This is a genomic window from Phyllobacterium myrsinacearum, assembly GCF_002980555.1.
Classification (GTDB): Bacteria; Pseudomonadota; Alphaproteobacteria; order Rhizobiales; family Rhizobiaceae; genus Phyllobacterium; species Phyllobacterium myrsinacearum.
The window spans coordinates 377,231-399,787 of record NZ_PVBT01000004.1 but is presented as its reverse complement, the minus strand read 5'-3'; the positions used below and the strand labels follow the sequence as shown (position 1 = coordinate 399,787).

The following is a 22,557-nucleotide window of genomic DNA, read 5'->3' as shown; positions in this document are numbered from 1 at the left end:
GGGATGAAAAGGAAATGGCCCGGTGCGGTTTCGCTCCGGGCCATTTGAAAGCCTGCACTTAGTTCAGGACTTTTCCGGCATAGGTCTTTTCAAAGCGGCGCAGGATGACATTGCCGCGCTCGACAGCCTGGTCGAGACCGGCCTGGACTGTCAGCTTGCCGAAGAAGATGCCTTCCATCGCGTCGGAGATTTCCTTGCGGATCTGCGGGAAGCCGCCGAGGCGGATGCCGCGGGTATTGGCGGAGGTCGGGGTGAAAGTCAGGCTGGCGATGGCCTTTTCACGGCCCTTGAAGGCTGGCTGGTCGTAAAAGCCCTTGGCTTTCATGGCTTCAAAGCCTGTCTTGGTGACCGGGATGTAACCGGTGACCGTCGACCACCACTCGACCATATCCGGCTGGGCGATGAAGTTGAGGAATGCAGCCGCACCCTTGTATTCAGCTTCCGGGCGATTGTTCAGCACCCAGAGAGATGCACCGCCGACCATCGAATTCTGGCGGGCTGTTCCCTTCCAGACCGGAAGCATGGTCACGTCCCACTTCGTGCCCTGCTTGATGGTCTTGCCGACGGTGCCATGATCGGCAATCGACGTCTGGATCATCTGGCAGGTTTCGGAGGTAAAGGCCGGAACCACATCCATGCCCAGCTGCTTGGTCTTGACCACGAACAGGCCTTCATCGGTCATCTTCTTGAAGAATGTCAGATGGTCGACCAGCTTGGTCTTGTTGAGGGTGAGTTCGGCGTCAAGCCCGTCATAGCCATTGTTCTTGGTGGCGATGGGCTGGTTGTGAATGGCGGAGAACTGTTCAACCGTCGCCCAGCTGTCAAAGCTGAAACCGAACGGGCAGGCATAACCGGCCGCTTTCAGCTTGCGGGCTGCAGCCTCGACGTCTTCCCATGTTTCCGGCGCGCCCTGGATGCCGGCTTTGGTGAAGGCATCGACATTGTAGTAGAACATGGCGGTCGACGAATTGAACGGGAACGAGTTCAATTCACCCTTTGCCGTGGCGTAATAATTGGCGATGCCGGGGAAATAGTTGCTCCAGTCGATCTTGTAGCCATTGTCTTCCATCAGCTTCTTGGCCGGGACAAAGGCACCCGAGAGCATCAGATCGAGCGTGCCGCCGTCGAAGACCTGGACGATGGCCGGATGCTTCTTGGCGCGATAGGCGGCAATGGCGTTCTGGACGGTTTCAGGATAGCCGTTCTGGCTGGTGCAGACGATTTCGAAATTGGCCTGGGAGTCGTTGAACTTCTTGCAGGCATCCTGCACACGCTCGCCAAGATCGCCGCTCAGGCCGTACCAGAACTCGAACTTGACCTTCTCGGCCATGGCTGGCGTCGCGCCAAACCCGGCGGCCAGCAGCCCTGCGGCCAGACCTATTTTCACACCAAAACCCTGCATTAAAGCCCCCTGAATACGGCAATTGAGAGAATGAACCCGGGGCAGCTCCGGAAAAATCCGGCTGCCCTGCTCGCGTTCAACTCTGGACGGGCTGTGTGAAAGTTTGATCGAACTTAGACGAAACTATTGTGACAATTGTTCAACCGGACCGCCAGGCGGCAGCCACGCTACGGGCAGAATCTAGCGTGGGTTGCTTACAGCAAACCACGCGCGGCAAGGTTGCGCATGAGCGCCGCCACGCCGAATGTCCATTCGGGGCACTCTGTCGACAGCCGCACGGTATTGGTGAGCGCGCCAAGCTGCGGATTTGATATGGTCACCACATCGCCGATCTTGTGGGTAAATCCCTGCCCCGGCGTATCGCGGTCCTCGACCGGCGCAAACAATGTTCCCATGAACAGCATGAAGCCATCCGGGTACTGGTGATGCCGGCCGGTGGTCTGGGTGACCAGATCCAGCGGATCACGGCTGATTTCCTTCATGGTGCTGCTGCCTCTGAGGACATAACCATCCCGGCCTTGGACCATCAGTTCAAGATCGGCATTGCGCACGTCATCGATGGAATAGGTCGCATCGAACAGCCGGATGAACGGCCCGATCGATGACGAGGCATTGTTGTCCTTTGCCTTGCCGAGCAAAAGGGCGGAGCGGCCTTCAACATCGCGCAGGTTCACGTCGTTGCCGAGCGTCGCGCCCTGCACCCTGCCCTTGCTGTTGACGGCGAGGACGATTTCCGGTTCCGGATTGTTCCAGCTTGAGATCGGGTGCAGGCCGACCGATGCACCCCAGCCGACGGAGGAGAGAACCTGCGCCTTGGAGAACACTTCCGCGTCGGGCCCGATGCCGACTTCCAGATATTGCGACCAGACACCTTCTTCAATCAGGGCAGCCTTCACCTTGGCAGCCTCAGGCGAACCGGCTTTCAGGTCGCGCAAGCTGTTGCCGATGATCGGCATGATGCGTTCGCGGATCTTGAGCGCCAGCGCCGGATTGCCCGCAGCCTTTTCCTCGATGACACGCTCGATCATCGAACGGGCAAAGGTAACGCCGCAGGCCTTGACCGCCTGGAGATCACAGGGCGCAAGCAGCCGAAGCTGTGATGCCGTGCCTTCGCTCTCGACGGACAATGCGAAAACCTCGTCCAGACTTCCAAGTCTCACACCCTTGTGCGCCTTCGCATAGGCAGCCGGGTCCTGCAGTTCCAGAAGATCGCGCGTGGTGGCAACGTCCTTGGACGTGATATCGAAGAGATCACCATCCCGCACCACGACGATGGCGGGGCCCTGTATGTCGGGGCGCCAGACACGGCCAACAAATGTTCCGGCGTTGTAGGTCTCGGCTGATATCGTCACGTGCGGTACTCCTGAAATCTCGCTTGGTGGGGTCAGTGGGCCGCTGTCCTGCTATCCAGCCGCATGCCCGTTGCGTCATCAAACAGGTGGCTGTTCGCCGGATCAATCCCGATATGAATCCGGTCGCCCGATTTGATCGACAGTCGCTCGCGGAACAGGCACATGATTTCCTGATCGCCCAGTTTGCCGACCACCATGATTTCCGAGCCCGTCGGCTCGACAACGCTGACATCGACCGGAATGCCGCCGGCAGCAATCTTTATATGCTCCGGCCGCACGCCATAGATCACGTCCGCCGGTCCCGCGGCCTGGATGGTCTGCGGCACGGGCAATGTGATGCCCTCCGGCGTCGCGAACTGCCCTGCTCCGGCCAGACGCCCCTTGACGAAGTTCATCGACGGCGAGCCGATGAACCCGGCGACGAAAAGGTTTGCAGGGTAATCGTAGAGATCGAGCGGCGTGCCAATCTGTTCGACCAAACCGTCTTTCATCACGACGATCTTGTCGGCCATGGTCATGGCTTCGATCTGGTCATGCGTCACATAGACTATAGTGGTGCCAAGCCGCTGATGCAGCCCCTTGATCTCACTGCGCATCTGCACGCGCAGTTTCGCGTCGAGGTTGGAAAGCGGCTCGTCGAACAGGAAGACCTGCGGATCGCGGACGATGGCCCGGCCCATGGCGACGCGCTGGCGCTGGCCGCCGGACAATTGCCGGGGAAAGCGGTCGAGCAGCTTTTCCAGGCCAAGGATTTCCGCCGCCCGGCCAACCCGGCTTTCCTTTTCCTGCTTCGGCGCATTCTTGAGCATGAGGGCGAAGCCCATATTGTCGGCCACCGTCATATGCGGATAGAGCGCATAGTTCTGGAACACCATGGCGATGTCGCGCTCCTTGGCGGGCAGGTCATTGACCACGCGGCTGCCAATGGCAATCTCTCCCGTGGTGATTTCCTCGAGCCCGGCGATCATGCGCAGCAATGTCGATTTTCCGCAGCCCGACGGGCCGACGAGAATGACGAACTCGCCATCGTCAATATCGACGGAGACACCGTGCATTACATTGACGTTGCCGTATTTCTTGGTGACATCCTTGATCGAGACCGAAGCCATCGCGCCCTCCCTGTTCTTGAAAACCTGTTCTAGCCGCCCTTGACGGCACCGGCGGTGAGACCCGCAATGATCTGGCGCTGGGCAAAGACGGTCAGCAGCAGCACCGGCAATGTAACGACCAGCGCCGCCGCGGCCAGCGGGCCCCAGCTGACCTGCTCGAATGACAGCATGTTGTAGACCGCGACCGGCAAGGTCCGGGTTTCGCGGCTGGCCAGCACGATGCCGAAGACAAAATTGTTCCAGGAAAAGATCACCGCCAGGATCAGCGAAACGACAATACCGGGCTTGGCTATGGGCAGCGCCACCTTGACAAAGACCTGCCAGGAGGTGGCGCCATCGATCATGGCCGCCTCTTCCAACTCCATCGGTGTCGTCTCGAAATAGCCGATCATGATCCAGATCACGATGGGCACGGTTACAACCAGATGGATGATGATCTGCGGCCACAGCGTTCCCAGCAATCCCATGGTCTGGAACAGCAGGAACAGGGGAATAAGGTAGGACAGGCCCGGCGTCATGCGTGCGATCATGACAACGATGGCCGCCTTGTCGGCGCGCAGGCGGGCAATGCCATAGCCGGCGGGCACCCCGACAAGCAGGGCCAGCAATGTCGATATGCCCGTCACAATCAGGCTGTTCCAGAAGTAATGCAGGAAATCGTTCGTTGCAAAAATCTGGGTGTAGTTCGACCAGGCAAACCGCTCGGGGATGAAGATCGGCGGATAGGCACCATTGTCGATCTCGTATTTCAGCGACAGCGACAGCATCCAGAGAAAGAAGAAAATGGCGGGTGAAACGATCACGAACACAACAAAGGCGGTGCCCAGTGATTTCAGCGGATTGCGGCGGGCCATCGGCGTCTCCCTCAGCTGTTCCATTTGGTCCGCTGGCGCAGATAAAGCAGCGCCATGGACATGGTGATGATGACGACGAAGAAGACCACGGCAATCGCTGAGCCATAGCCGATGTCATAGTAGGAAAAGGCGACATTGTAGAGATAGATGTTGATCGTCTCGGATGCCGTGCCGGGGCCGCCCTGCGTCATGGCAAAGATGATGTCAAAGCTCTTCAGGGCATCGATGGACCGGATGATGACGGCAACCATCATGAAGGGCAGGATCATGGGCAGCGTGATGTAGCGGAATTTCTGCCAGCCATTGGCACCATCGATTTCCGCACTCTCGAAGGGATCGCGCGGCATGGAAGCAAGGCCGCCGAGCACGATGAGCATGACCAGCGGTGTCCACTGCCAGGTCTCGACCAGCACCAGCGACGGGATCACTGTATTCTGGTTGAATATCCATTCCTGCGGCCCGATGCCAACCAGTGACAGGAGGTAATTGAGAACCCCGAGCTGCGGGTGGTACATCATGGTCCAGACCAGAGCGATGGCGACGGGCGTGGCCATCATCGGCATGACGAAGATGCCGCGCAGCAGGCCGCGCATCGGCAATTTGCTATCGAAGATCAAAGCCGCAATAGTGCCAAAAAACAACGGGGCGATGACGGAGAGAAGCGTATAGAGCACGGTGTGCCCCATCGACTGCCAGAAGCGTGTATCACCTGCCAGCCGGGTAAAATTCGCAAGCCCGACAAAGCTCTGTTCGCCGCCAAGATGCCACTCATTCACGCTCATCCACAGGGTGAACGCCCACGGAAACAGAATGACCGCCCCGACAATGACCAGCGCCGGAATGACAAACGGCCAGTAGCTCGGCTTGAGCCGGCGTTTGCCCGTTCTGGCTTTGGTGGTCTGTGTTTCGGTTGTCATGGTCGGGGCGGCGATTGTCATTTGCCCTCGCTGCGCGCAAGGATGGGACGGAATTCTTCCGTTGCCCGCTTCATTTCCGTTGCGGGATCGGCCCCGCCGAGAAGGTTGGTCAGGCCGACACCCATCACATCGCGGAATTCCGTGACCGGAACGATGACCGGCAGGCAGAGCTGGCTGACCTTGGCCGATGCCGTGAGCACATCCACCCATTCGGACGGCATGGTCACACCCTTGCGGACCTCCGGATCGTTGAGGATCGAATTGCGGAAGGGAACGCCGGAGCCCGTTTGCAGCAGCCGCGCGCCCATCTCCTTCGAAATGGCCCATTGGCAATAGAGGTAAGCCGCTTCCTTCTTCGATGATCCTTCCGTCACCCCGATGCCGTCGCCGAAGGTCGGTGCCGCCTGCACGGCCGGCCCCTTGGGCATGACGCCGTAGCCGACCTTGCCGACAACCCGTGATTTCTCCGGGTTTTCCAGCGGCGGGGCAAAACCGATGCCATCCAGCCACATCGCAACCTTGCCCTGCAGGAAGCTCGACTGGCATTCGGCCCAGTTGAAACCCGTCACGCCGGGCGGTGCGGACTTTGTCATCAGGCGCTGATAGAGCGTTGCGGCCTGGATTGCTTCCGGCGTGTCGGTCTGGAGATTGCCGTCGTCGATCGCGCTCTTGCCATAGCCGAGCATCAGGCTGGCCCAAACCGGCGTATTGGCGTTCTTCATGCCGCGGGCAACGAACCCGTATGTACCCTTGCTCGCATCGGTGAGTTTCTCTGCAGCGCTTACAAGCTCATCGAAGGACTTCGGATATTCGATGCCCTTGGCGGCGAAGAGTTCCTTGTTCCAGTAGAGAATCCAGTAATCCACCGAGAAGGGCAGACCGCCGAAACGGCCATTCTTGTCCTTGGCAAAGGCAAGACCCGCCTCAGCAAAATCACTTTCAACGAGCGACGGCTCGGTGAGGCTTGGGTCCTTCAGGAACGGCGTCAGGTCGGCAAGCCAGCCGCCCTTCTCGAACTGCCGCTTCTGCACGTGATAGCTGATATGGATGACATCAAAGCTCGGCTTGCCCGAGGTCAGTTCGATCACGGCTTTCTGGCGCTGCTGCTGTTCCGGCGTCTGCTCGGAATTGACCTTGATTCCGGTCAGTTCCTCGAATTCCTTCTGGTACTTTTGCAGAATATCGCCGCGCGGGCTCTTGATCAGGTTCACCTCAAGGGTGGTGCCTGCATATTTCTTCCAGTCGACATTGGCGAATGCCGGCTTCAGGCCGGCAAAACTTGCCGCGCCAAGTGCTGCTGATCCGGCAAGAAATTGCCGGCGTGTCGGTTGAATCCGTTTCATGCTTATCGTCCTCCCATATTCCATTGCAGTGCCGTAACTCCCATTTCCGGCACCGTTGCGTCTAAACCTTCAGAGCGAGATTCCTTGCATTGTTGATATGCTCGGCAATGGCATCCATTGCCGTTTGCGGATTGCGGGTCTCGATCGCCGCAATGACCGCCAGATGCTCGCGCATCACCGGAATAACGCGGCCGGTGATGCGAAACCGCTCCTGATTGATCAAGCGCATCTTGATGGCGTTGATCCGATAGGCTTTCGAAATGATCCCATTGCCAAGGGAATCGATGATCGTGTCATGCAGCGACCAGTCGATGGCCTGCGCGTGCAGTTCAAGCTCGGGCGTCTCTCCGTCCTTGAGAGCCTTCTCCAAGGTCTCTTCATGCTCACGCCGCAACCCGGCCAGCATCTCGTCGGACGCGGAAACACAGAACAGCGCAATGGCTTCCTTCTCCATGAAGACGCGGAACTGAAACGCTTCGCGGATCAGGTTGATGTCGATATGTGCAATCTGTATGCCGCGCTGCGGAACCGTCTTTACCAGGCCCTCGGCTTCAAGGCGCGGCACAACCTCGCGGATGGCGCCAAGCGGCATGCCGGTCATGGCAACAAGCTGGCGCTGCGACACGAACTGCCCCGGATGAAAGTCACGAGCCAGAAGATGTTCCGTGAAACTTGCATAGGCTTTCTCACGCAATCTGACCGGCTCGCCGCTGTCATCCATGCCCGTTCCTCCTCAGGACGTTCCCACGATTCCCGTTCAGGCGGCTGCCGCGACAAACAGACGGTCAAAGACGGCCGTCAGATGCTTGCGATCGCCGTCAGGCAAGGCTTCAAGCGGGCCGCGCGTCCGCCGCCAGCCTTCCTCGCCCAGCTGATGGGCAACCATCGCCTTCACAGCCGGAATCACCGGATATTTCACCAGTTCATTGACAGCTGCAACCACCTCTTCGTCGTCACGCCCTTCATCGATCATGCGCACGAGGCGCTCGGGATAGATGTTGGCGAGACCCGAGATGGCGCCCTGCCCGCCAAGCCGCACGCCTGCAGCGAGGCTGCGTTCATCGCCGATCAGAATGGCAAGGTCGTTGTGCCGCGCCAGCATCTTTTCCGTATAGCTCCAGTTGCCGGACGAATCCTTGACGCCTGCAATCGCGCCAGGGAAGGCCTCACGCAACCGGCTGACCAGATCAACCGAAATCTCGACTGCCGTCACCGAGGGCAGATTGTACAGGATGATGCCGCGCACATCCGCGCCGATCGCCTTGAACGCTGCCGCATGCCAGTCAAAGAGGCCGTCATCGCTGACATTCTTGAAATAGGATGGCGGCGCAAGGAGAATGCCACGGCATCCGGCATCCAGTGCAAACCGCGCCTGCTCTGCGGCATCGACATGGGAATTGGCCATGACGCCAACGACAATCTGCGATGGCGCAATACCTGCCGCAATAAATTCCCTGATGACCGCCTGGCGCTCATGGATACCGATGGATGAGCCCTCGCCCGTCGTCCCGAACAGGGTGACGCTGCTGCAGCCGCGCTGCAGGCAGGTTTTTGCGTGGTGAATTGCCAAGGGCAGATCAATTGCCAGCGCCGCATCAAACGGCATCGTCAATGCCGCAGAAAGTCCAAACCGTTCAACCCGAGACAATGATTTTCCTCCCACCCTCTCAATACATGAAGACTACTAACATGTTAGTTGATAGTCAACACGCTGTCACATACATTTTTGCGGGCGTGGATACAAATGTTATGAATTGAAGAGCAAGTGCTCGACTTCGTCGCGTGTCGGCGCACCCGCCCGCCCGCCAAACCGGGTGCATTTGATTGCCGCCGCTGCACTGGCAAAACGCATGATCGCTTCCATGCCATGCCCCTCCGCCAGCGCCAATGCGAAAGCGCCGTGAAACACATCCCCGGCGGCCAGCGTATCCACCGCATTGACCGGAAATGCCGGCATATGGTGCACGATCCCCGCGTCGCCCTCCGACCAGTAGCAGCCCTTGCCGCCGCCGGTGACGGCGACAAAACCGCGATACCGGGCCGCCAGAGCAATGACGGCGCGCTCTATATCCGCCTCACCGGTGATGATTTCGGCTGCCGGTTCCGAGGCGACGATATGCGATGCAAGCGGCAGCAGCCGTTCAAGTGTTTCCAGTGGCGCAACATCGGCATCGAGCACGCCATGAATGCCGGTCTCGCGCGCCGCCCTGAGCGCAGCGGCGGCAGCCAGCGGCCAGCGAACGTCGGTCATGACCACATCGAACGCGCCGTCTTCGATGGGCGGGATCTGTTCCGGCGCACTCAACAGGGTCTTGTCATAGAAGGGCACGATCATGCGCTCGCCCGTCCTGTCGACAAAGATCGAGGAAAAAGCCGACCGCGCACCCTGGATGCGGCGGACAAAGGTGCAGTCGACCCCCTCCTCCGCCAGCTCTGCGACCACCCGATCGCCGACATGGTCCAGCCCCGCCGACGCCCAGAGAAAGGCGCTGCCGCCCAGCCTTGCAATGGTTGCCGCCTGGCTCGATGCCATGCCTGCCGCGATCTCGACGGCCTCCTGCGGGATGAACTTGCCGGGACCGGGCGGCAGGGTATCCAGCCGGAAGATGGTGTCCATTGTCAGGGCACCAACGCACAGAATCCTTGGCTTCATGTTTGCCGGCATCGTCGCATTATCCATATTGGCTGAATCAGCAGAAGGGTCAGGCGATAAGGAAACGTTTCATCGGACAGGTCAAGCCGGGGAAAGCATGGTGTTTTTCGTGGAACGCCTGAAAAACCGGCGGATCAGACGATTGCCGATTGATCCCGGCAGCCCTATGGTCGCCGTCCGATCAAGTTTGATGAGACCAGTATGACTGCCACAACTGCCCGTATTGCGCGTATCATTGCCACCGAGATCAACGCCAGGCCGGAACAGGCCAATGCGGCGATTGAACTGCTGGACGGCGGCGCGACCGTTCCGTTCGTTGCCCGCTACCGCAAAGAGGTGACGGGCGGGCTTGACGATACGCAGCTGCGGCTTCTCGACGAACGGCTCATCTACCTGCGCGAACTCGACGCCCGGCGCGATACCATCATCGAGTCGATCCGCAGCCAGGGCAAGCTGACCGACGAGCTGGAAACCAAGATTCTGGGGTCCGCCACCAAGGCCGAGCTTGAGGACATTTATCTGCCCTACAAACCCAAGCGGCGCACGCGGGCCGAAATTGCCCGTGAACGCGGATTGGGGCCGCTGGCTGAAACGATTCTCGCCGACCGGCGCACTGTTCCATCCGAACTCGCGCAGACCTTTCTTTCGGCGGATGTACCGGATGTGAAGACGGCGCTGGATGGCGCCCGCGATATTCTGGTCGAAACCTTCTCGGAAAATGCCGATCTCGTTGGCCGCCTGCGCAACCACATGAAGGATAAGGCCGTTCTGCGCGCCAAGGTCGCAGACGGCAAGCAGGAAGCGGGCGCAAAATTCTCCGACTATTTCAACCATTTCGAACGCTGGGCAACCATCCCCAGCCATCGCGCCCTCGCCATGCTGCGCGGGCGCAATGAAGACGTACTTTCCCTCGACATTGAAGTCGATGCCGACGACACCTCTCCGGTGAAGCCGGTGGAACGCATGATCGCCGGTGCCTATGCAATTTCCCCGAGCGGAACCGCCGCCGACAGCTGGCTGATGGACGTCGTCCGCTGGGCCTGGCGCGCGCGCCTGTCGCTCAACCTGTCCATCGACCTGATGACACAGATGCGTGAAAAGGCGGAGGAAGAGGCAATCCACGTATTTGCCCGCAACCTGAAAGACCTGCTGCTGGCAGCACCGGCCGGATCGCGCGCGACCATGGGCCTCGATCCCGGCATCCGCACCGGCGTGAAAGTGGCTGTCATCGACGGTACCGGCAAAGTGCTCGACACGACGACCGTTTATCCCTTTCCGCCGCGCAATGATCTGCGTGGAACCCAGGCCGAACTGGCGCGCCTGGCCGGCAAACACAAGATCGAGCTGATCGCCATCGGCAATGGGACCGGCAGCCGCGAGACAGAGCGTCTTGTCGCGGACATGCTGGCCGACATGCCCGCGCCCAAGCCGCTGAAGGTGATCGTCAGCGAGGCGGGTGCGTCGGTTTATTCGGCATCGGCAACGGCCGCTGCAGAATTCCCGGATCTCGACGTATCGCTCAGAGGCGCCGTTTCCATCGCCCGGCGTCTGCAGGACCCGCTGGCGGAACTCGTCAAGATCGAACCGAAATCCATCGGTGTCGGCCAGTACCAGCACGACGTCGACCAGTATCGCCTCGCCCGTTCGCTCGACGGTGTTGTCGAAGATGCGGTGAATGCGGTTGGCGTCGATCTCAACACGGCATCGGCACCGCTGCTGGCCCGCATTTCGGGTCTGGGAACCTCGCTGGCGGAAGCCGTGGTCGCTTACCGCAACGACGTCGGTCCGTTCAAAACCCGCCGCGACCTGCTGAAGGTCGCGCGGTTGGGGCCGCGTGCCTTCGAACAATGTGCCGGCTTCCTGCGTATTCCCGACGGCTCCGAGCCGCTGGACGCGTCGGCGGTTCACCCGGAAGCCTATGGCGTTGCCAAGAAGATTGTCAGCGCCTGCGGCCGTGACGTGCGTTCGCTGATGAATGACAGCGCAGCCCTGAAGGCGCTCGATCCGCGGCTTTTCGTCGACGAGCGATTCGGCCTGCCGACGGTTCGCGACATCATCGCCGAACTGGAAAAGCCCGGACGCGATCCGCGGCCGCAGTTCAAGACCGCGGCCTTTGCCGATGGTATCGACAATATCAAGGATCTGAAGCCGGGAATGGTGCTGGAAGGAACGGTCACCAATGTGGCTGCCTTCGGCGCCTTTGTGGATATCGGCGTGCACCAGGACGGACTGGTGCACCTGTCACAACTGGCAGACCGTTTCGTCAAGGATGCACACGAGGTCGTCAAGGCGGGGGATGTGGTGAAAGTGCGCGTTGTGGATATCGACGTCAAGCGCAACCGCATCAGCCTGACCATGCGCAAGGATGGTGGTGCCCCTGCCCCAAGGGAGCAAAGGGCTGACAGCACCGGCTTCAAGCCGAAACCGGCAGCGCAGGGAAAACCACAGACATCAACAACACAGGGTGCTTTCGGCGCGGCGCTCGCGGATGCACTTCGGAAGAAATAGTCCCGTCAGTGCATGTCCATCGGCATCTTGTGTGCGGCGATATCGTGCGGCAGGATTGTTTGCCGCTCGATCATGCGATGGACCCGGATTTCGCCGCCCCGGTGCAGCGCGCGGATCCGGTCGCCTACCGCCGCGTCGGCCTGTGTACGCCGCTGGTTGTGGCGGACATATTCGACCCATGTGGGCGTGTGATAGGTTTCAGTCCAGATTTCCGGTTTCTCAAGATCGCGCATCAGCGCCCATTGCCCCGCCCCATCGCGGATCCGCACCCGCCGCCGGTCTGACATCAGCGCGAGAAACTCGGGAATGTCATCATCGGCGATCTCGTAGTCGATCATGATGACAATCGGACCGCTGCGCGGCTTCAGGTCAAGCGCCAGCAGCGGTTCACTGAACCGGTTGAGCGGATCGAGATTGAGCGATTTGAACTCCGGCAGGGCATAGCGCAGGCCAATCACGGCGCCGAGCAGCATGAGTACGCCGGAAGCGATCAGAGCCCTGTCCGCCCCATATTGTTCGGCCGCCGCACCCCACAGCCAGCTGCCTGCGGCAATACCCGCAAATGTCGTCGTCTGATAGAGCGACAGGGCCCGTCCCACCACCCAGCGCGGCGTCGACAGCTGCACCGTTACATTGAACAGTGAGAGGGCAAGCACCCAGCAGGCTCCGGCCAGCAGCAGGGCGATATTGGTGGGCCACACCGATGTGCTGATCGCCGTCACCACAGCACTGACCGCAAATCCCGCAAAGGCATAGCGCACGATGGCTTCACTTGAGAGAAATTCGCGCAGGCGCGCACTGAGGAGCGCCCCGCCTATGGCGCCGATGCCGAACGAGCCGAGCATGACACCGTAAGTCAGAGGCCCGCCATGGACGAGATCACGGGCAACGAGCGGCAGGAGTGCCAGAATCGCACTGGCTGAAAGACCGAAGACAAAGCCGCGAATGACCACCTTGCCGATATTGGGCGACATGGCGACGTAGCGCAGGCCCGCCGAGATGGCGCGGCCGAGCGATTCGCGCGGCAAGGGGCTCGGGTCAATGTGCGGCTGCCAGCGCATCAGGGCATAGATCACGGCGAAATAACTTGCCGCGTTGACCGCGAAGGTCGCCGCAGCACCGGCAACCGCGACGATGAGACCGCCAATGGCGGGGCCGACACTGCGCGTGATGTTGAAGCCCATGCTGTTCAGCGCCACCGCATTGGGAAGATCCTCCCGGGGAACCATGTCGCCGACCGAGGCCTGCCAGGACGGATTGTTGAGAGCCGTCCCGCAGCCCAGCAGAAAGGTGAATGCCAGGAGCAGCCAGGGGGTGATGAGTCCGAGATAGGCAAAAACCGTCAGCAGCGCAGAAACGGCCAACATGAACCACTGTGCCACCAGCATCACCTTGCGCCGGTCGAAATTGTCCGCCAGCGCACCGGAGACCAGGGAAAAGATCATGATGGGCAGTGCGGTGGAGGCTTGCACGAGCGCCACCATGTTCACCGAATCAGAAATCGATGTCATCATCCATGCGGCACCCACCGCCTGAATCAGCGAGCCGAAATTGGAGACCAGGCTCGCGATCCAGATGATGCGGAACGTGTCGTGCCTGAACGGGGCCAGTGGTGATGATCGGTCCGCCACCTCGTCTGCTTTCTCTTCGCTGCGCGTTGCAAATCACTGATTGAGACAGTTATAGGCCCGGCGTGCCGGATTGCCAGCGGCCAAATGGCTTCGCCGGCATTTTCGTAGCCTGGCAACAAGTTCCACCGGTAAACCGGGCATTTCCACCCCTTAAATTCGTGTACGGAAGATAAAATGCAGCGCAGTGCAAAAACCGTCCCAACAGGGGTTTTCATCCTGAACGAATTGGACTATATGACCCCGCACCGGCTTAATCAGCCACCGCTCAAAAGCGGTTGTTGGGGAATAGGTTAACGGTAGACCCACGGACTCTGACTCCGTTAGTCCTGGTTCGAATCCAGGTTCCCCAGCCACTTTTCCCATCGGCACTCCCCCGCTATATTCAGACATCGATCGCTGTTGACTTTCGATCGTGCGCGGCTGACACCTTACGGGAGCATATTGCGGAAACGCCTTCAGCGGTTGTGGCATGACGATGAGCAGTCTGAAATTTGGCACAAGCGGCCTTCGCGGCCTTGTAACCGAACTCCCCGATGAGGTCTGCAAAGCCTATACGCTCGCATTCCTGACCCACATGCGAACGGCCAAAGGCGTTGCATCAGGCAGTCCTTTGCTCGTTGGCTATGATCTGCGTTCCAGCAGTCCGCGGATGGCGGCCGCATGCATGGCGGCCGCAGAAGCCTTTGGAATACAGGTGGAAAACTGCGGCCCCTTGCCGACACCGGCGCTGGCCTTTCGCGCTCTCAGCCTGAAAGCACCGGCCATCATGGTCACCGGCAGCCATATTCCCGCCGACCGGAATGGCCTGAAGTTCTACCGCCCCGATGGCGAGATCGACAAGGCCGATGAAGCCGGCATCCTGGCCGTCCTTGACCTGGAGGCGAAAAAACCGGCGGGCTCCGGTGGGCAAGCGGCAATCGTGCCCGATGCGCTGCAAGACTATATCAGGCGAAGCATCTCTGTTTTGAGCCCCGAGGCTTTGGCCGGCAAGAGAATCGGCGTTTATCAGCACAGCTCCGTTGCGGGTGATCTCATCGTCACCATCTTGCACAGCCTCGGAGCCGATGCCGTGGCGCTTGGGCATTCCACCGTATTCGTGCCCGTTGACACCGAAGCCCTGCGCCCCGAAGACATCGCATTTGCCGCCGGGGCCTGTGAAAAGTACAAGCTTGATGCGCTGGTTTCCACCGATGGCGATGCCGACCGGCCGCTTATAGCCGATGAAAATGGTGTTTTTCTGCGCGGCGACAGTGTGGGCCTCCTGACGGCACATTTCCTCGATGCCGATGCTGTTGTAACGCCCGTCACCTCCAATACGGCCATTGAATCGAGCGGGCTCTTCGCGAAAGTCTACCGGACACGCGTCGGGTCGCCCTATGTGATCGAAGGCATGGAGCAGGCGCACCGGGATGGCTTCCGGCGAATCGTCGGCTTTGAAGCCAATGGCGGGGTGCTGCTGGGTTCGTCCCTGGCCATGAATGGCGGAACATTGGACGCGCTGCCCACACGCGACGCCATGCTTCCGATCCTCAGTGTCCTCGGCATGGCAGCCGGCAAGGGTGTTCCGGTGTCAGCACTGCTCCGGGATCTGCCCTCCCGCTTTACGCGCAGCGGCCGGCTCGAGCATGTTGTTTCAACGGCCAGCGGCCCCTTCCTGCAAGACCTGCTTGACGGTGCTCACCGCGACGCCTTCTTCGCACCGGTCGGCGCGATCAGGGAAAGCGACGCCATTGACGGCGTGCGCGTCGTCCTTTCGACGGGCGACGTCGTTCACTACCGGGCCTCAGGCAATGCGCCGGAGCTGCGCTGTTATGCCGAGGCATCCGATGCTGGCCGCGCCGAAGACCTGCTCGATTGGGGATTGGCGCGTGCCCGTGAAATGCTGGGCACACATTCATAACCAGGGGCTCACCCCTCGCTTGGCTGCAACAGCCGTTTGACCGTTGATAGGGTAGACTGCTCCCAGGACGGCGCCTTCCAGCCGAACACGGCATGGAATTTTTCGGTGCTGAGACGCGAGTTCAGCGGGCGCCGTGCCTTCGTCGGATAGTCCGATGTCAGGATGTCCTTCACCTCGGCAAACGGGCCCTGTTCATCCCGGCTGGCCTGAAAGATCGCCCGGGCGAAAGTGCTCCAGTTCGTGCTGCCCGTTCCCGCAAGGTGATAGATCCCAAATGCATCGAATTGCGAGTCCGTACGAAGGCGGTTCGCGGCGTGCAGGATGCCGTCGGCAATATCGATGGCCGACGTCGGATTGCCCCACTGATCGGATACCACCGACAGGCTGTCCCGGCTTGCGGCCAGATGCAGCATGGTTTTGACAAAATTCTTGCCGAACGGGCTATACACCCACGCCGTGCGCAGGATGAGATGTTTGCCATTGGCGCGTGCGACCAAAGCCTCGCCAGCCAGCTTGGTCTGACCGTAAATGCCGTGCGGCCCTGTCGGATCATCTTCCGCATAGGGGGTATCGCCTTCGCCAGCGAACACATAATCGGTCGAAAGATGAACAACCGGGGCACCGGCCCGCGCCGCAGCCGCGGCAACAGCTTCGGCACCGGCCGCATTGATGGCATAAGCCAACTCAGGCTCATCCTCCGCCTGATCAACGGCTGTATAGGCCGCGGCAGATACGACGAGATCGGGCTTTGCGGCGTGTATCGCATCGAAGACGGTATCCGGCCGTGCCAGATCAAAATCCGGCCGTCCGAGGGTCACGAGCGTCACGTCAGGATAAAGGCTGGCGCGCTCCACCAGACTGCGGACAACCTGCCCTTCCCGGCCTGTTACGACAATTTTCATGCCGTCCCCTTCTTCAGGGAGACAGAACCAAGCCGTTCACCCGCATAGCTTCCGCTGCGGATCGGTTCCCACCACCACGTGTTGTCGAGATACCATTGTATCGTCCGTTCCAAACCAGTATCGAAGGTTTCGGCCGGCTTCCAGCCAAGTTCACGTTCGATCTTCGACGCATCGATGGCGTAGCGGCGGTCATGTCCGGGACGGTCGGTCACGAATGTGATGAGATCCCGGTAGCGCGCGCCGCCCTTGCGCGGACGCTTGCTGTCGAGAATATCGCAAATCGTTTCGACGACGCTGAGATTGGTGCGCTCCGCCCGCCCGCCGATATTGTAGCTCTCGCCGGGCTTGCCTTTGGTCACCACCAGTTCCAATGCCCGCGCATGATCCTCGACGAACAGCCAGTCGCGCACATTTGCGCCTGCGCCGTAGACGGGCAAGGGCTTTTCATCGAGCGCGTTGAGAATAACAAGCGGGATGAGTTTTTCCGGAAAATGGAAGGGACCATAATTGTTCGAGCAGTTCGACAGAACCACCGGCAGACCATATGTTTCATGCCACGCGCGGACCAGATGATCCGAAGCAGCCTTCGAAGCCGAATAGGGCGATGACGGTGCATAAGGTGTTTCTTCGGTAAAGATGCCGCTGTCGAACGGCAGATCCCCGAAAACCTCGTCCGTGGAAATGTGGTGAAAGCGGAATTCGGATTTGGCAGGTTCAGGCAGATCGCGCCAATAGGCCAGCGCCGCATTCAGCATGCGGAATGTACCCACGATATTGGTCTCGATGAACGCCGCAGGGCCGTCAATGGAGCGATCCACATGGCTCTCGGCCGCCAGATGCATGACTGCTTCGATCTTTTCCGTGCGCAGAACATCAAGAATCGCAGCGTCATCGCAGATATCAGCCTCGACGAAGCTGTAATTGGGATAATTCTCGATCTGGCGAAGCGATGCGAGATTGCCCGCATAGGTCAGCTTGTCGACGTTGACGACCTGATTGCGGGGATTGGACGCGAGATGGCGGCAGACCGCCGACCCGATAAAGCCCGCACCACCAGTGACTAGAATTCTCATAAAAAGCCTCTCCCTCAGGGAAAAATGTCCGAACCGTCAAGCAGTGGCGCTTTGCGGTCCTTGTCGGAAAGCTGAAGCGTGGAAGCCTCCAGCGGCCAGTCAATGCCGATCGAAGGATCATCGAAGCGGATACCGCGGTCGTGTTGCGGCGAGTAATAATCCGTCACCTTGTAGATCACCTCGGTGTTCTCTTCCAAAGTGACGAAACCATGGGCAAAGCCCTTCGGCACCAGGATCTGGTTCCACTTGGCTGCTGAAACTTCGAGCGAAACCCATTTTCCGAACGTCGGGGAACTCTTGCGAATATCAACGACCACATCGAGAATGGAGCCCTTGACCACGCGCACCAGCTTGTCCTGCGCGCGGGGCGGAAGCTGATAATGCAGGCCGCGCAACACGCCCTTTGCAGCGGAGAACGAATGATTGTCCTGCACGAACTGCAATGTGATTCCGGCCGCGTCAAAACGCTCCGCATTGTAGGTTTCGGAGAAAAAGCCCCGGTCGTCGCCAAACTTCGGCGGCAAAATCTCAAGAACACCCTCAAGGGCGAGAGGCCTGACTTCCATCATTCTGTTCCAATCTCCGCAGCACGCCGCCGCAGATATGCGGCATATTCGGTCTTGCCCATTTTTGCCGCTCTTTCAAGTACCTGATCGGCATTCAGCCAGCCCCATTCCAGGCCGATTTCTTCCGGACAAGCAATCTTGATGCCCTGGCGGTGTTCGATGGTCCGGACAAATGACGACGCCTCATGCAAGCTGTCATGCGTGCCGGTATCGAGCCACGCATAACCACGGCCCAGCTGCTGAACCTGCAATTCGCCGCGTTCCAGATAAATATTGTTGACGCTGGTGATTTCCAGCTCCCCGCGCGACGAGGGTTCAATCGACCGCGCAATATCAACCACATCATTGCTGTAAAAATACAGGCCCGTCACGGCCCAATGCGACTTGGGGTGTTCGGGTTTTTCTTCGATGGACAATGCCTTGCCGGTGACCTTGTCAAAATCCACCACGCCATAACGTTGTGGATCATCGACGTGATAGGCAAAGACCATTCCGCCCTTGGTCACAGATGCGGCCACCTGGCAGAGTTTGGAAAGGCCGTCGCCGAAATAGATGTTGTCGCCCAGAATCATCGCAACACTGTCCTGGCCGATGAAGTCACGCCCGATGATGAATGCTTCTGCCAGGCCATTCGGCTGCGGCTGTTCGGCATAGGAAAAACTGACCCCGAAATCAGCCCCGTCTCCGAGCAGCTTCTGGAAAAGCGGCAGATCATGCGGCGTCGAGATGATCAAAATCTCGCGTATGCCGGCGAGCATCAGAACGCTCAGCGGGTAATAAATCATCGGCTTGTCGTAGATGGGGAGGATTTGCTTCGACACGGCAATCGTTAATGGGTAAAGACGTGTACCGCTGCCCCCGGCTAGTATAATACCCTTCATGCGATCGCTTCCTTATGTCAATGCTACAAATTGAGCTGATATATAACGCCTGCAGTAGCCATCCTTGGTTTCATGCAAAGATGGCGAAATGCGGTTCACCGGTCATTGAAAAACCATTTGGCGACAACAGAAAGACAAGTCAACTGGAACGAAATGAGAAGACAGCGTAACAGGGATGATTTCTCTCACACAGCTTATTGTTTTTAAATCATAATTCTGGCTTGTAACCAAATATGCGGCCCAGGCAACACGGAATCTTAAATGCGAATTAAACAGCAGCCAGACGTCAGCGCAATCATCGTGACCTACAATCCGGATGTTGCAGGTCTTGCAGCACTTCTCAACGCGATCACCCCGCAAGTCGGACGTGTCATCGTCGTCGACAACGGTTCAAAAATGAATCTGGCACCATGGTTTGCAAGTCGGAGCACCCAAGCGGAATTTGTACCGCTTGACGCCAATTACGGTATTGCGAAAGCGCAGAATGTCGGGATCGACCGGGCGCGTGCATCAGGTTCAAGCTTCGTTCTGCTGCTCGATCAGGACAGCATACCGGCACCAGACATGGTGGCCAGGCTGCTATCGGCGGCAAAGGCCCAGATTGCCAAAGGCGTGAAGCTCGGATGCGTCGGCCCGCGCTATGAGGACTCGCGGCAAAAGAATCCGCCGCCATTCATCAAAACAGAAGGATTGCGGCTTCGGCGGCAGGCCTGCGACACGGCCGGTGCGGTCGTCGATGTCGATTATCTCATAGCATCGGGCTGCCTCATTCCGACAGCAACCCTCGATGACGTTGGCGGCATGAAAGAGGAACTCTTCATCGACTATGTCGACATCGAATGGGGCCTGCGCGCGCAACACATGGGATACCAGTCGTTTGGCGTCTGCGCCGCCGAAATGCAGCACGATCTGGGCGACAATCCGATAAAGTTTCGCGGGCGGTTCATTCCGGTGCACAGCCCGCTGCGGCATTACTACCATTTCCGCAATGCCGTCTGGCTGTACCGGCAGCCATGGCTGCGCGCCAACTGGAAGATCGTCGATGCGATCCGCCTCGTCCGGAAATTTGTGTTCTACAGTGTCTTTACAGTGCCAAGATTGCAGCACGCCGGCATGATGACGCTGGGCATTTTTCACGGGCTTTCCGGCCGTATGGGAAAGAAACCGAACAATGGTTGAACGCAGCCCTGCCGCCACCTCCCCCGACTTCGACCTCACCATAGGGGTGGTCATTTTCAAACCCGAACGAACCGTACTCACGACAACACTGACGAGCCTTCGCAAAGCCGTGGACGAGATCGCCCCGCTTCGCGCCAAACTCTATGTGATCGACAATTCGCCCGAGCCCGCAGACCAGAGCTGGATGAGAAATCTGCTGCCCGACCTGCCCCTTGAGATCATCGCTGGGCATGGAAATGTCGGTTTTGGCGCGGCCAACAACATGGTTCTGGACAAGGCGGGGAAATTTCATCTCGTCTTGAATCCCGATGTGGAAATGGAGCCGGATGCCCTGAAACAGGCACTGGCATTCATGGCCGGTGCGCCGGAAACGGGACTGATCACGCCCAAGGCGTTCAATCCGGACGGGAGCACGCAATATCTCTGCAAGCGCTATCCCGCAGTCTTCGACCTGCTTCTTCGCGGTTTTGCCCCCAATGGCATCAAGGCAATGTTCCGCCAGCGCCTCGAACGCTACGAAATGCGCGACGAGATCGCCAGCACCCCCTTCTGGGACCCGCCCATCGTCAGCGGCTGCTTCATGTTTTTCAACGGCGATGTCTACAGGCAGCTGGGCGGTTTTGATCCGCGCTATCTCCTGTATTTCGAGGATTTCGATATTTCCCTGCGCGTTCGCAAGATAGCACGCATTGCCTATGTGCCAGCGGTCAGGATCGTGCATGAGGGCGGACGGGCCGCAAGCAAGGGCCTTTGGCACATCCGGCAGTTCCTCCGCTCGGCATTGATATTCTACGGGACCTATCCGCTGAAGCTTTTCTAGGCGGCTTTACTTGTCGCGGCCGTCGATCTGGCGGTTCACCGCGAGCGCAATCAGTGTGCATGCGGCGCCCGACAGGAGATAGGCTCCGCTCGCGATCAGACCAAAGCGGCTCGACAGGATCAAGGCGACAAGCGGCGCGAAACCTGCACCAAACAGCCATGCGAGATCCGTCGTCAGTGCCGATCCCGTATAGCGGTATCGTCTGGAAAAGTTCGACGCGACTGCGCCGGAGGATTGGCCGAACGACAGGCCAAGAAGCAGGAACCCGAAGACCATGAAGATGATTTCGCCGATATCGCCGCCGTCCAGCAGCTGAGGGGCAAACCCGCTGAACACGGCGATGGCGATGGCTGTGGCGATGAGCAAACGGCTCCGGCCAACGCGGTCAGCGATATTTCCGGACGCAAAGATCGCGATGACGCCGACGGCTGCACCGATGGTCTCGATCATGAGGAAGCGGGCCGGTCCCTGATCGGTGAAAAGGAAGACCCACGACAGGGGAAACACCGTCACCATATGGAAGAGTGCGAAGCTGGCCAAAGGCGCAAAGGCACCGATGACGACGTGGCGGCCTTCGGTCTGCAATGTGTCGCTGACCGTCGTCGGCTGCAGTTCCCGGCGCTTGAAGAGCTCGGCATACTGCTCCGTCACGACCATGCGCAGCCGCGCGAACAATGCCACCACATTGATGGCAAAGGCGACGAAGAAGGGATAGCGCCAGCCCCACTCCAGGAAATCCTGCGCGGAAAGGTGCGAGACAAAGAATGCAAACAGGCTGGCCGCAACCATCAGTCCGAGCGGGGCGCCGAGCTGCGGAATCATGGCGTACCAGCCGCGGCGGCGTTCCGGCGCATTCAACGCAAGAAGGGAAGCAAGACCGTCCCATTCGCCACCCAGCGCCAAGCCCTGGCCGAGCCGGAAGAGCGCAAGAAGCAGCGCCGATACCCAGCCCACCTGCTCGTAACCGGGCAGAAAGGCAATTGCCACCGTCGAGCTTCCCAGCAGGAACAGGGTAATGGTGAGTTTGACACCGCGGCCATAGGTACGGTCGATGGCCATGAAGATCACAGTCCCAAGCGGACGTGCAATGAATGCGAGTGCAAAGATCGCAAAGGAATAGAGCGTGCCTGTCAGCGGATCGACATAGGGAAAGACAAGCTTGGGAAAGACCAGCACGGAGGCGATGGCGTAAACGAAAAAGTCGAAGAACTCCGACGTACGCCCGATGATGACGCCGATGGCGATCTCACCGACATTGACATCCTCGTGGCCATGCAGGCCCTTGACGTCACGTCCGTGGGTCGTCGATGAGGGCACCCCTATTTCCGCGCTCATGTCTCGTTGCGCTCCTCAATCCTGATTTGGCAGCTGCTGACGTCAAGCCGCGTTCACGGCTTATGCTAGCATCTCCTTTATCATTGTGACACATTAGGGAAGGATTGGGCAAATTGTCCAATGTCACTTTGA

The 22,557-nt window shown here is 59.3% G+C and carries 19 protein-coding genes and 1 tRNA gene; 5 read left to right on the top strand and 15 right to left on the bottom strand.

Annotated elements, in window-relative coordinates:
- Positions 1–58 precede the first annotated feature (58 nt).
- From C5750_RS16495 to C5750_RS16455, 9 genes are all read right to left on the bottom strand, one after another.
- Entirely contained in the window at positions 59–1,402 is a 1,344-nt protein-coding gene (locus tag C5750_RS16495; protein ID WP_105734989.1) for an extracellular solute-binding protein, read from the bottom strand.
- Positions 1,403–1,596: 194 nt separating this feature from the next.
- A complete protein-coding gene (locus tag C5750_RS16490) occupies positions 1,597–2,754 on the bottom strand; it encodes a fumarylacetoacetate hydrolase family protein (protein WP_162800154.1) in 1,158 nt (385 codons plus the stop codon).
- Between the two features lie 32 nt (positions 2,755–2,786).
- Complete coding sequence (locus C5750_RS16485; RefSeq protein ID WP_105734988.1) at positions 2,787–3,863, bottom strand: ABC transporter ATP-binding protein; 1,077 nt, start codon at positions 3,861–3,863, stop codon at positions 2,787–2,789.
- A gap of 29 nt (positions 3,864–3,892) precedes the next feature.
- Positions 3,893–4,717: a carbohydrate ABC transporter permease gene (locus C5750_RS16480; RefSeq protein ID WP_105734987.1), complete on the bottom strand. Its 825-nt coding sequence runs from the start codon at positions 4,715–4,717 to the stop codon at positions 3,893–3,895.
- An 11-nt stretch (positions 4,718–4,728) separates the two neighbouring features.
- Positions 4,729–5,634, bottom strand: coding sequence for a carbohydrate ABC transporter permease (locus tag C5750_RS16475; protein ID WP_105735044.1), 906 nt, complete (start codon positions 5,632–5,634; stop codon positions 4,729–4,731).
- 17 nt (positions 5,635–5,651) lie between these two features.
- Complete coding sequence (locus C5750_RS16470) at positions 5,652–6,977, bottom strand: ABC transporter substrate-binding protein (protein WP_105734986.1); 1,326 nt, start codon at positions 6,975–6,977, stop codon at positions 5,652–5,654.
- A gap of 61 nt (positions 6,978–7,038) precedes the next feature.
- Positions 7,039–7,698 (bottom strand): GntR family transcriptional regulator, encoded by a 660-nt coding sequence (locus C5750_RS16465; protein ID WP_105734985.1) that lies wholly within the window; start codon positions 7,696–7,698, stop codon positions 7,039–7,041.
- A 36-nt stretch (positions 7,699–7,734) separates the two neighbouring features.
- Positions 7,735–8,625 carry a dihydrodipicolinate synthase family protein gene (locus C5750_RS16460; protein WP_105734984.1) on the bottom strand — a complete coding sequence of 297 codons (891 nt, stop codon included), beginning with the start codon at positions 8,623–8,625 and terminating at the stop codon, positions 7,735–7,737.
- Positions 8,626–8,724: 99 nt separating this feature from the next.
- Positions 8,725–9,630 carry a sugar kinase gene (locus tag C5750_RS16455; protein WP_105735043.1) on the bottom strand — a complete coding sequence of 302 codons (906 nt, stop codon included), beginning with the start codon at positions 9,628–9,630 and terminating at the stop codon, positions 8,725–8,727.
- A 201-nt stretch (positions 9,631–9,831) separates the two neighbouring features.
- Between C5750_RS16455 and C5750_RS16450 the strand changes: the two genes are divergently transcribed.
- The gene (locus tag C5750_RS16450) at positions 9,832–12,138 is read left to right on the top strand and encodes a Tex family protein (RefSeq protein ID WP_105734983.1); all 2,307 of its coding nucleotides are present in this window, start codon (positions 9,832–9,834) and stop codon (positions 12,136–12,138) included.
- A 5-nt stretch (positions 12,139–12,143) separates the two neighbouring features.
- Here the strand turns inward: C5750_RS16450 and C5750_RS16445 are convergent, their stop codons facing one another.
- Positions 12,144–13,769 carry an MFS transporter gene (locus tag C5750_RS16445; protein WP_105734982.1) on the bottom strand — a complete coding sequence of 542 codons (1,626 nt, stop codon included), beginning with the start codon at positions 13,767–13,769 and terminating at the stop codon, positions 12,144–12,146.
- Between the two features lie 279 nt (positions 13,770–14,048).
- Here C5750_RS16445 and C5750_RS16440 point away from each other — a divergent pair.
- Together C5750_RS16440 and C5750_RS16435 are read left to right on the top strand one after the other, a co-directional pair.
- Positions 14,049–14,122: transfer RNA gene (locus tag C5750_RS16440), tRNA-Gln, on the top strand.
- A 116-nt stretch (positions 14,123–14,238) separates the two neighbouring features.
- The gene (locus tag C5750_RS16435; RefSeq protein ID WP_245425745.1) at positions 14,239–15,669 is read left to right on the top strand and encodes a phosphomannomutase; all 1,431 of its coding nucleotides are present in this window, start codon (positions 14,239–14,241) and stop codon (positions 15,667–15,669) included.
- An 8-nt stretch (positions 15,670–15,677) separates the two neighbouring features.
- On the opposite strand, the gene rfbD is transcribed toward C5750_RS16435, so the two are convergent.
- The 4 genes from rfbD to rfbA are packed head-to-tail and all read right to left on the bottom strand — an operon-like array spanning position 15,678 to position 19,091.
- A complete protein-coding gene (gene rfbD / locus C5750_RS16430; RefSeq protein ID WP_105734981.1) occupies positions 15,678–16,571 on the bottom strand; it encodes a dTDP-4-dehydrorhamnose reductase in 894 nt (297 codons plus the stop codon).
- Complete coding sequence (gene rfbB, locus C5750_RS16425) at positions 16,568–17,644, bottom strand: dTDP-glucose 4,6-dehydratase (RefSeq protein ID WP_105734980.1); 1,077 nt, start codon at positions 17,642–17,644, stop codon at positions 16,568–16,570. The genes rfbD and rfbB overlap by 4 nt, the downstream gene beginning before the upstream one ends.
- A 14-nt stretch (positions 17,645–17,658) precedes the next feature.
- A complete protein-coding gene (gene rfbC, locus C5750_RS16420; protein ID WP_162800156.1) occupies positions 17,659–18,213 on the bottom strand; it encodes a dTDP-4-dehydrorhamnose 3,5-epimerase in 555 nt (184 codons plus the stop codon).
- Positions 18,210–19,091, bottom strand: coding sequence for a glucose-1-phosphate thymidylyltransferase RfbA (rfbA, locus tag C5750_RS16415; protein ID WP_105734978.1), 882 nt, complete (start codon positions 19,089–19,091; stop codon positions 18,210–18,212). The genes rfbC and rfbA overlap by 4 nt, the downstream gene beginning before the upstream one ends.
- Before the next feature lie 261 nt (positions 19,092–19,352).
- Here rfbA and C5750_RS16410 point away from each other — a divergent pair, with 261 nt between their 5' ends.
- Entirely contained in the window at positions 19,353–20,270 is a 918-nt protein-coding gene (locus tag C5750_RS16410) for a glycosyltransferase family 2 protein (protein WP_105734977.1), read from the top strand.
- The gene (locus tag C5750_RS16405) at positions 20,263–21,090 is read left to right on the top strand and encodes a glycosyltransferase family 2 protein (protein ID WP_105734976.1); all 828 of its coding nucleotides are present in this window, start codon (positions 20,263–20,265) and stop codon (positions 21,088–21,090) included. Before C5750_RS16410 ends, C5750_RS16405 begins: the two co-directional genes overlap by 8 nt.
- Positions 21,091–21,096: 6 nt before the next feature.
- Here the strand turns inward: C5750_RS16405 and C5750_RS16400 are convergent, their stop codons facing one another.
- Positions 21,097–22,425, bottom strand: coding sequence for an MFS transporter (locus C5750_RS16400; protein ID WP_105734975.1), 1,329 nt, complete (start codon positions 22,423–22,425; stop codon positions 21,097–21,099).
- Between the last annotated feature and the right edge of the window lie 132 nt (positions 22,426–22,557).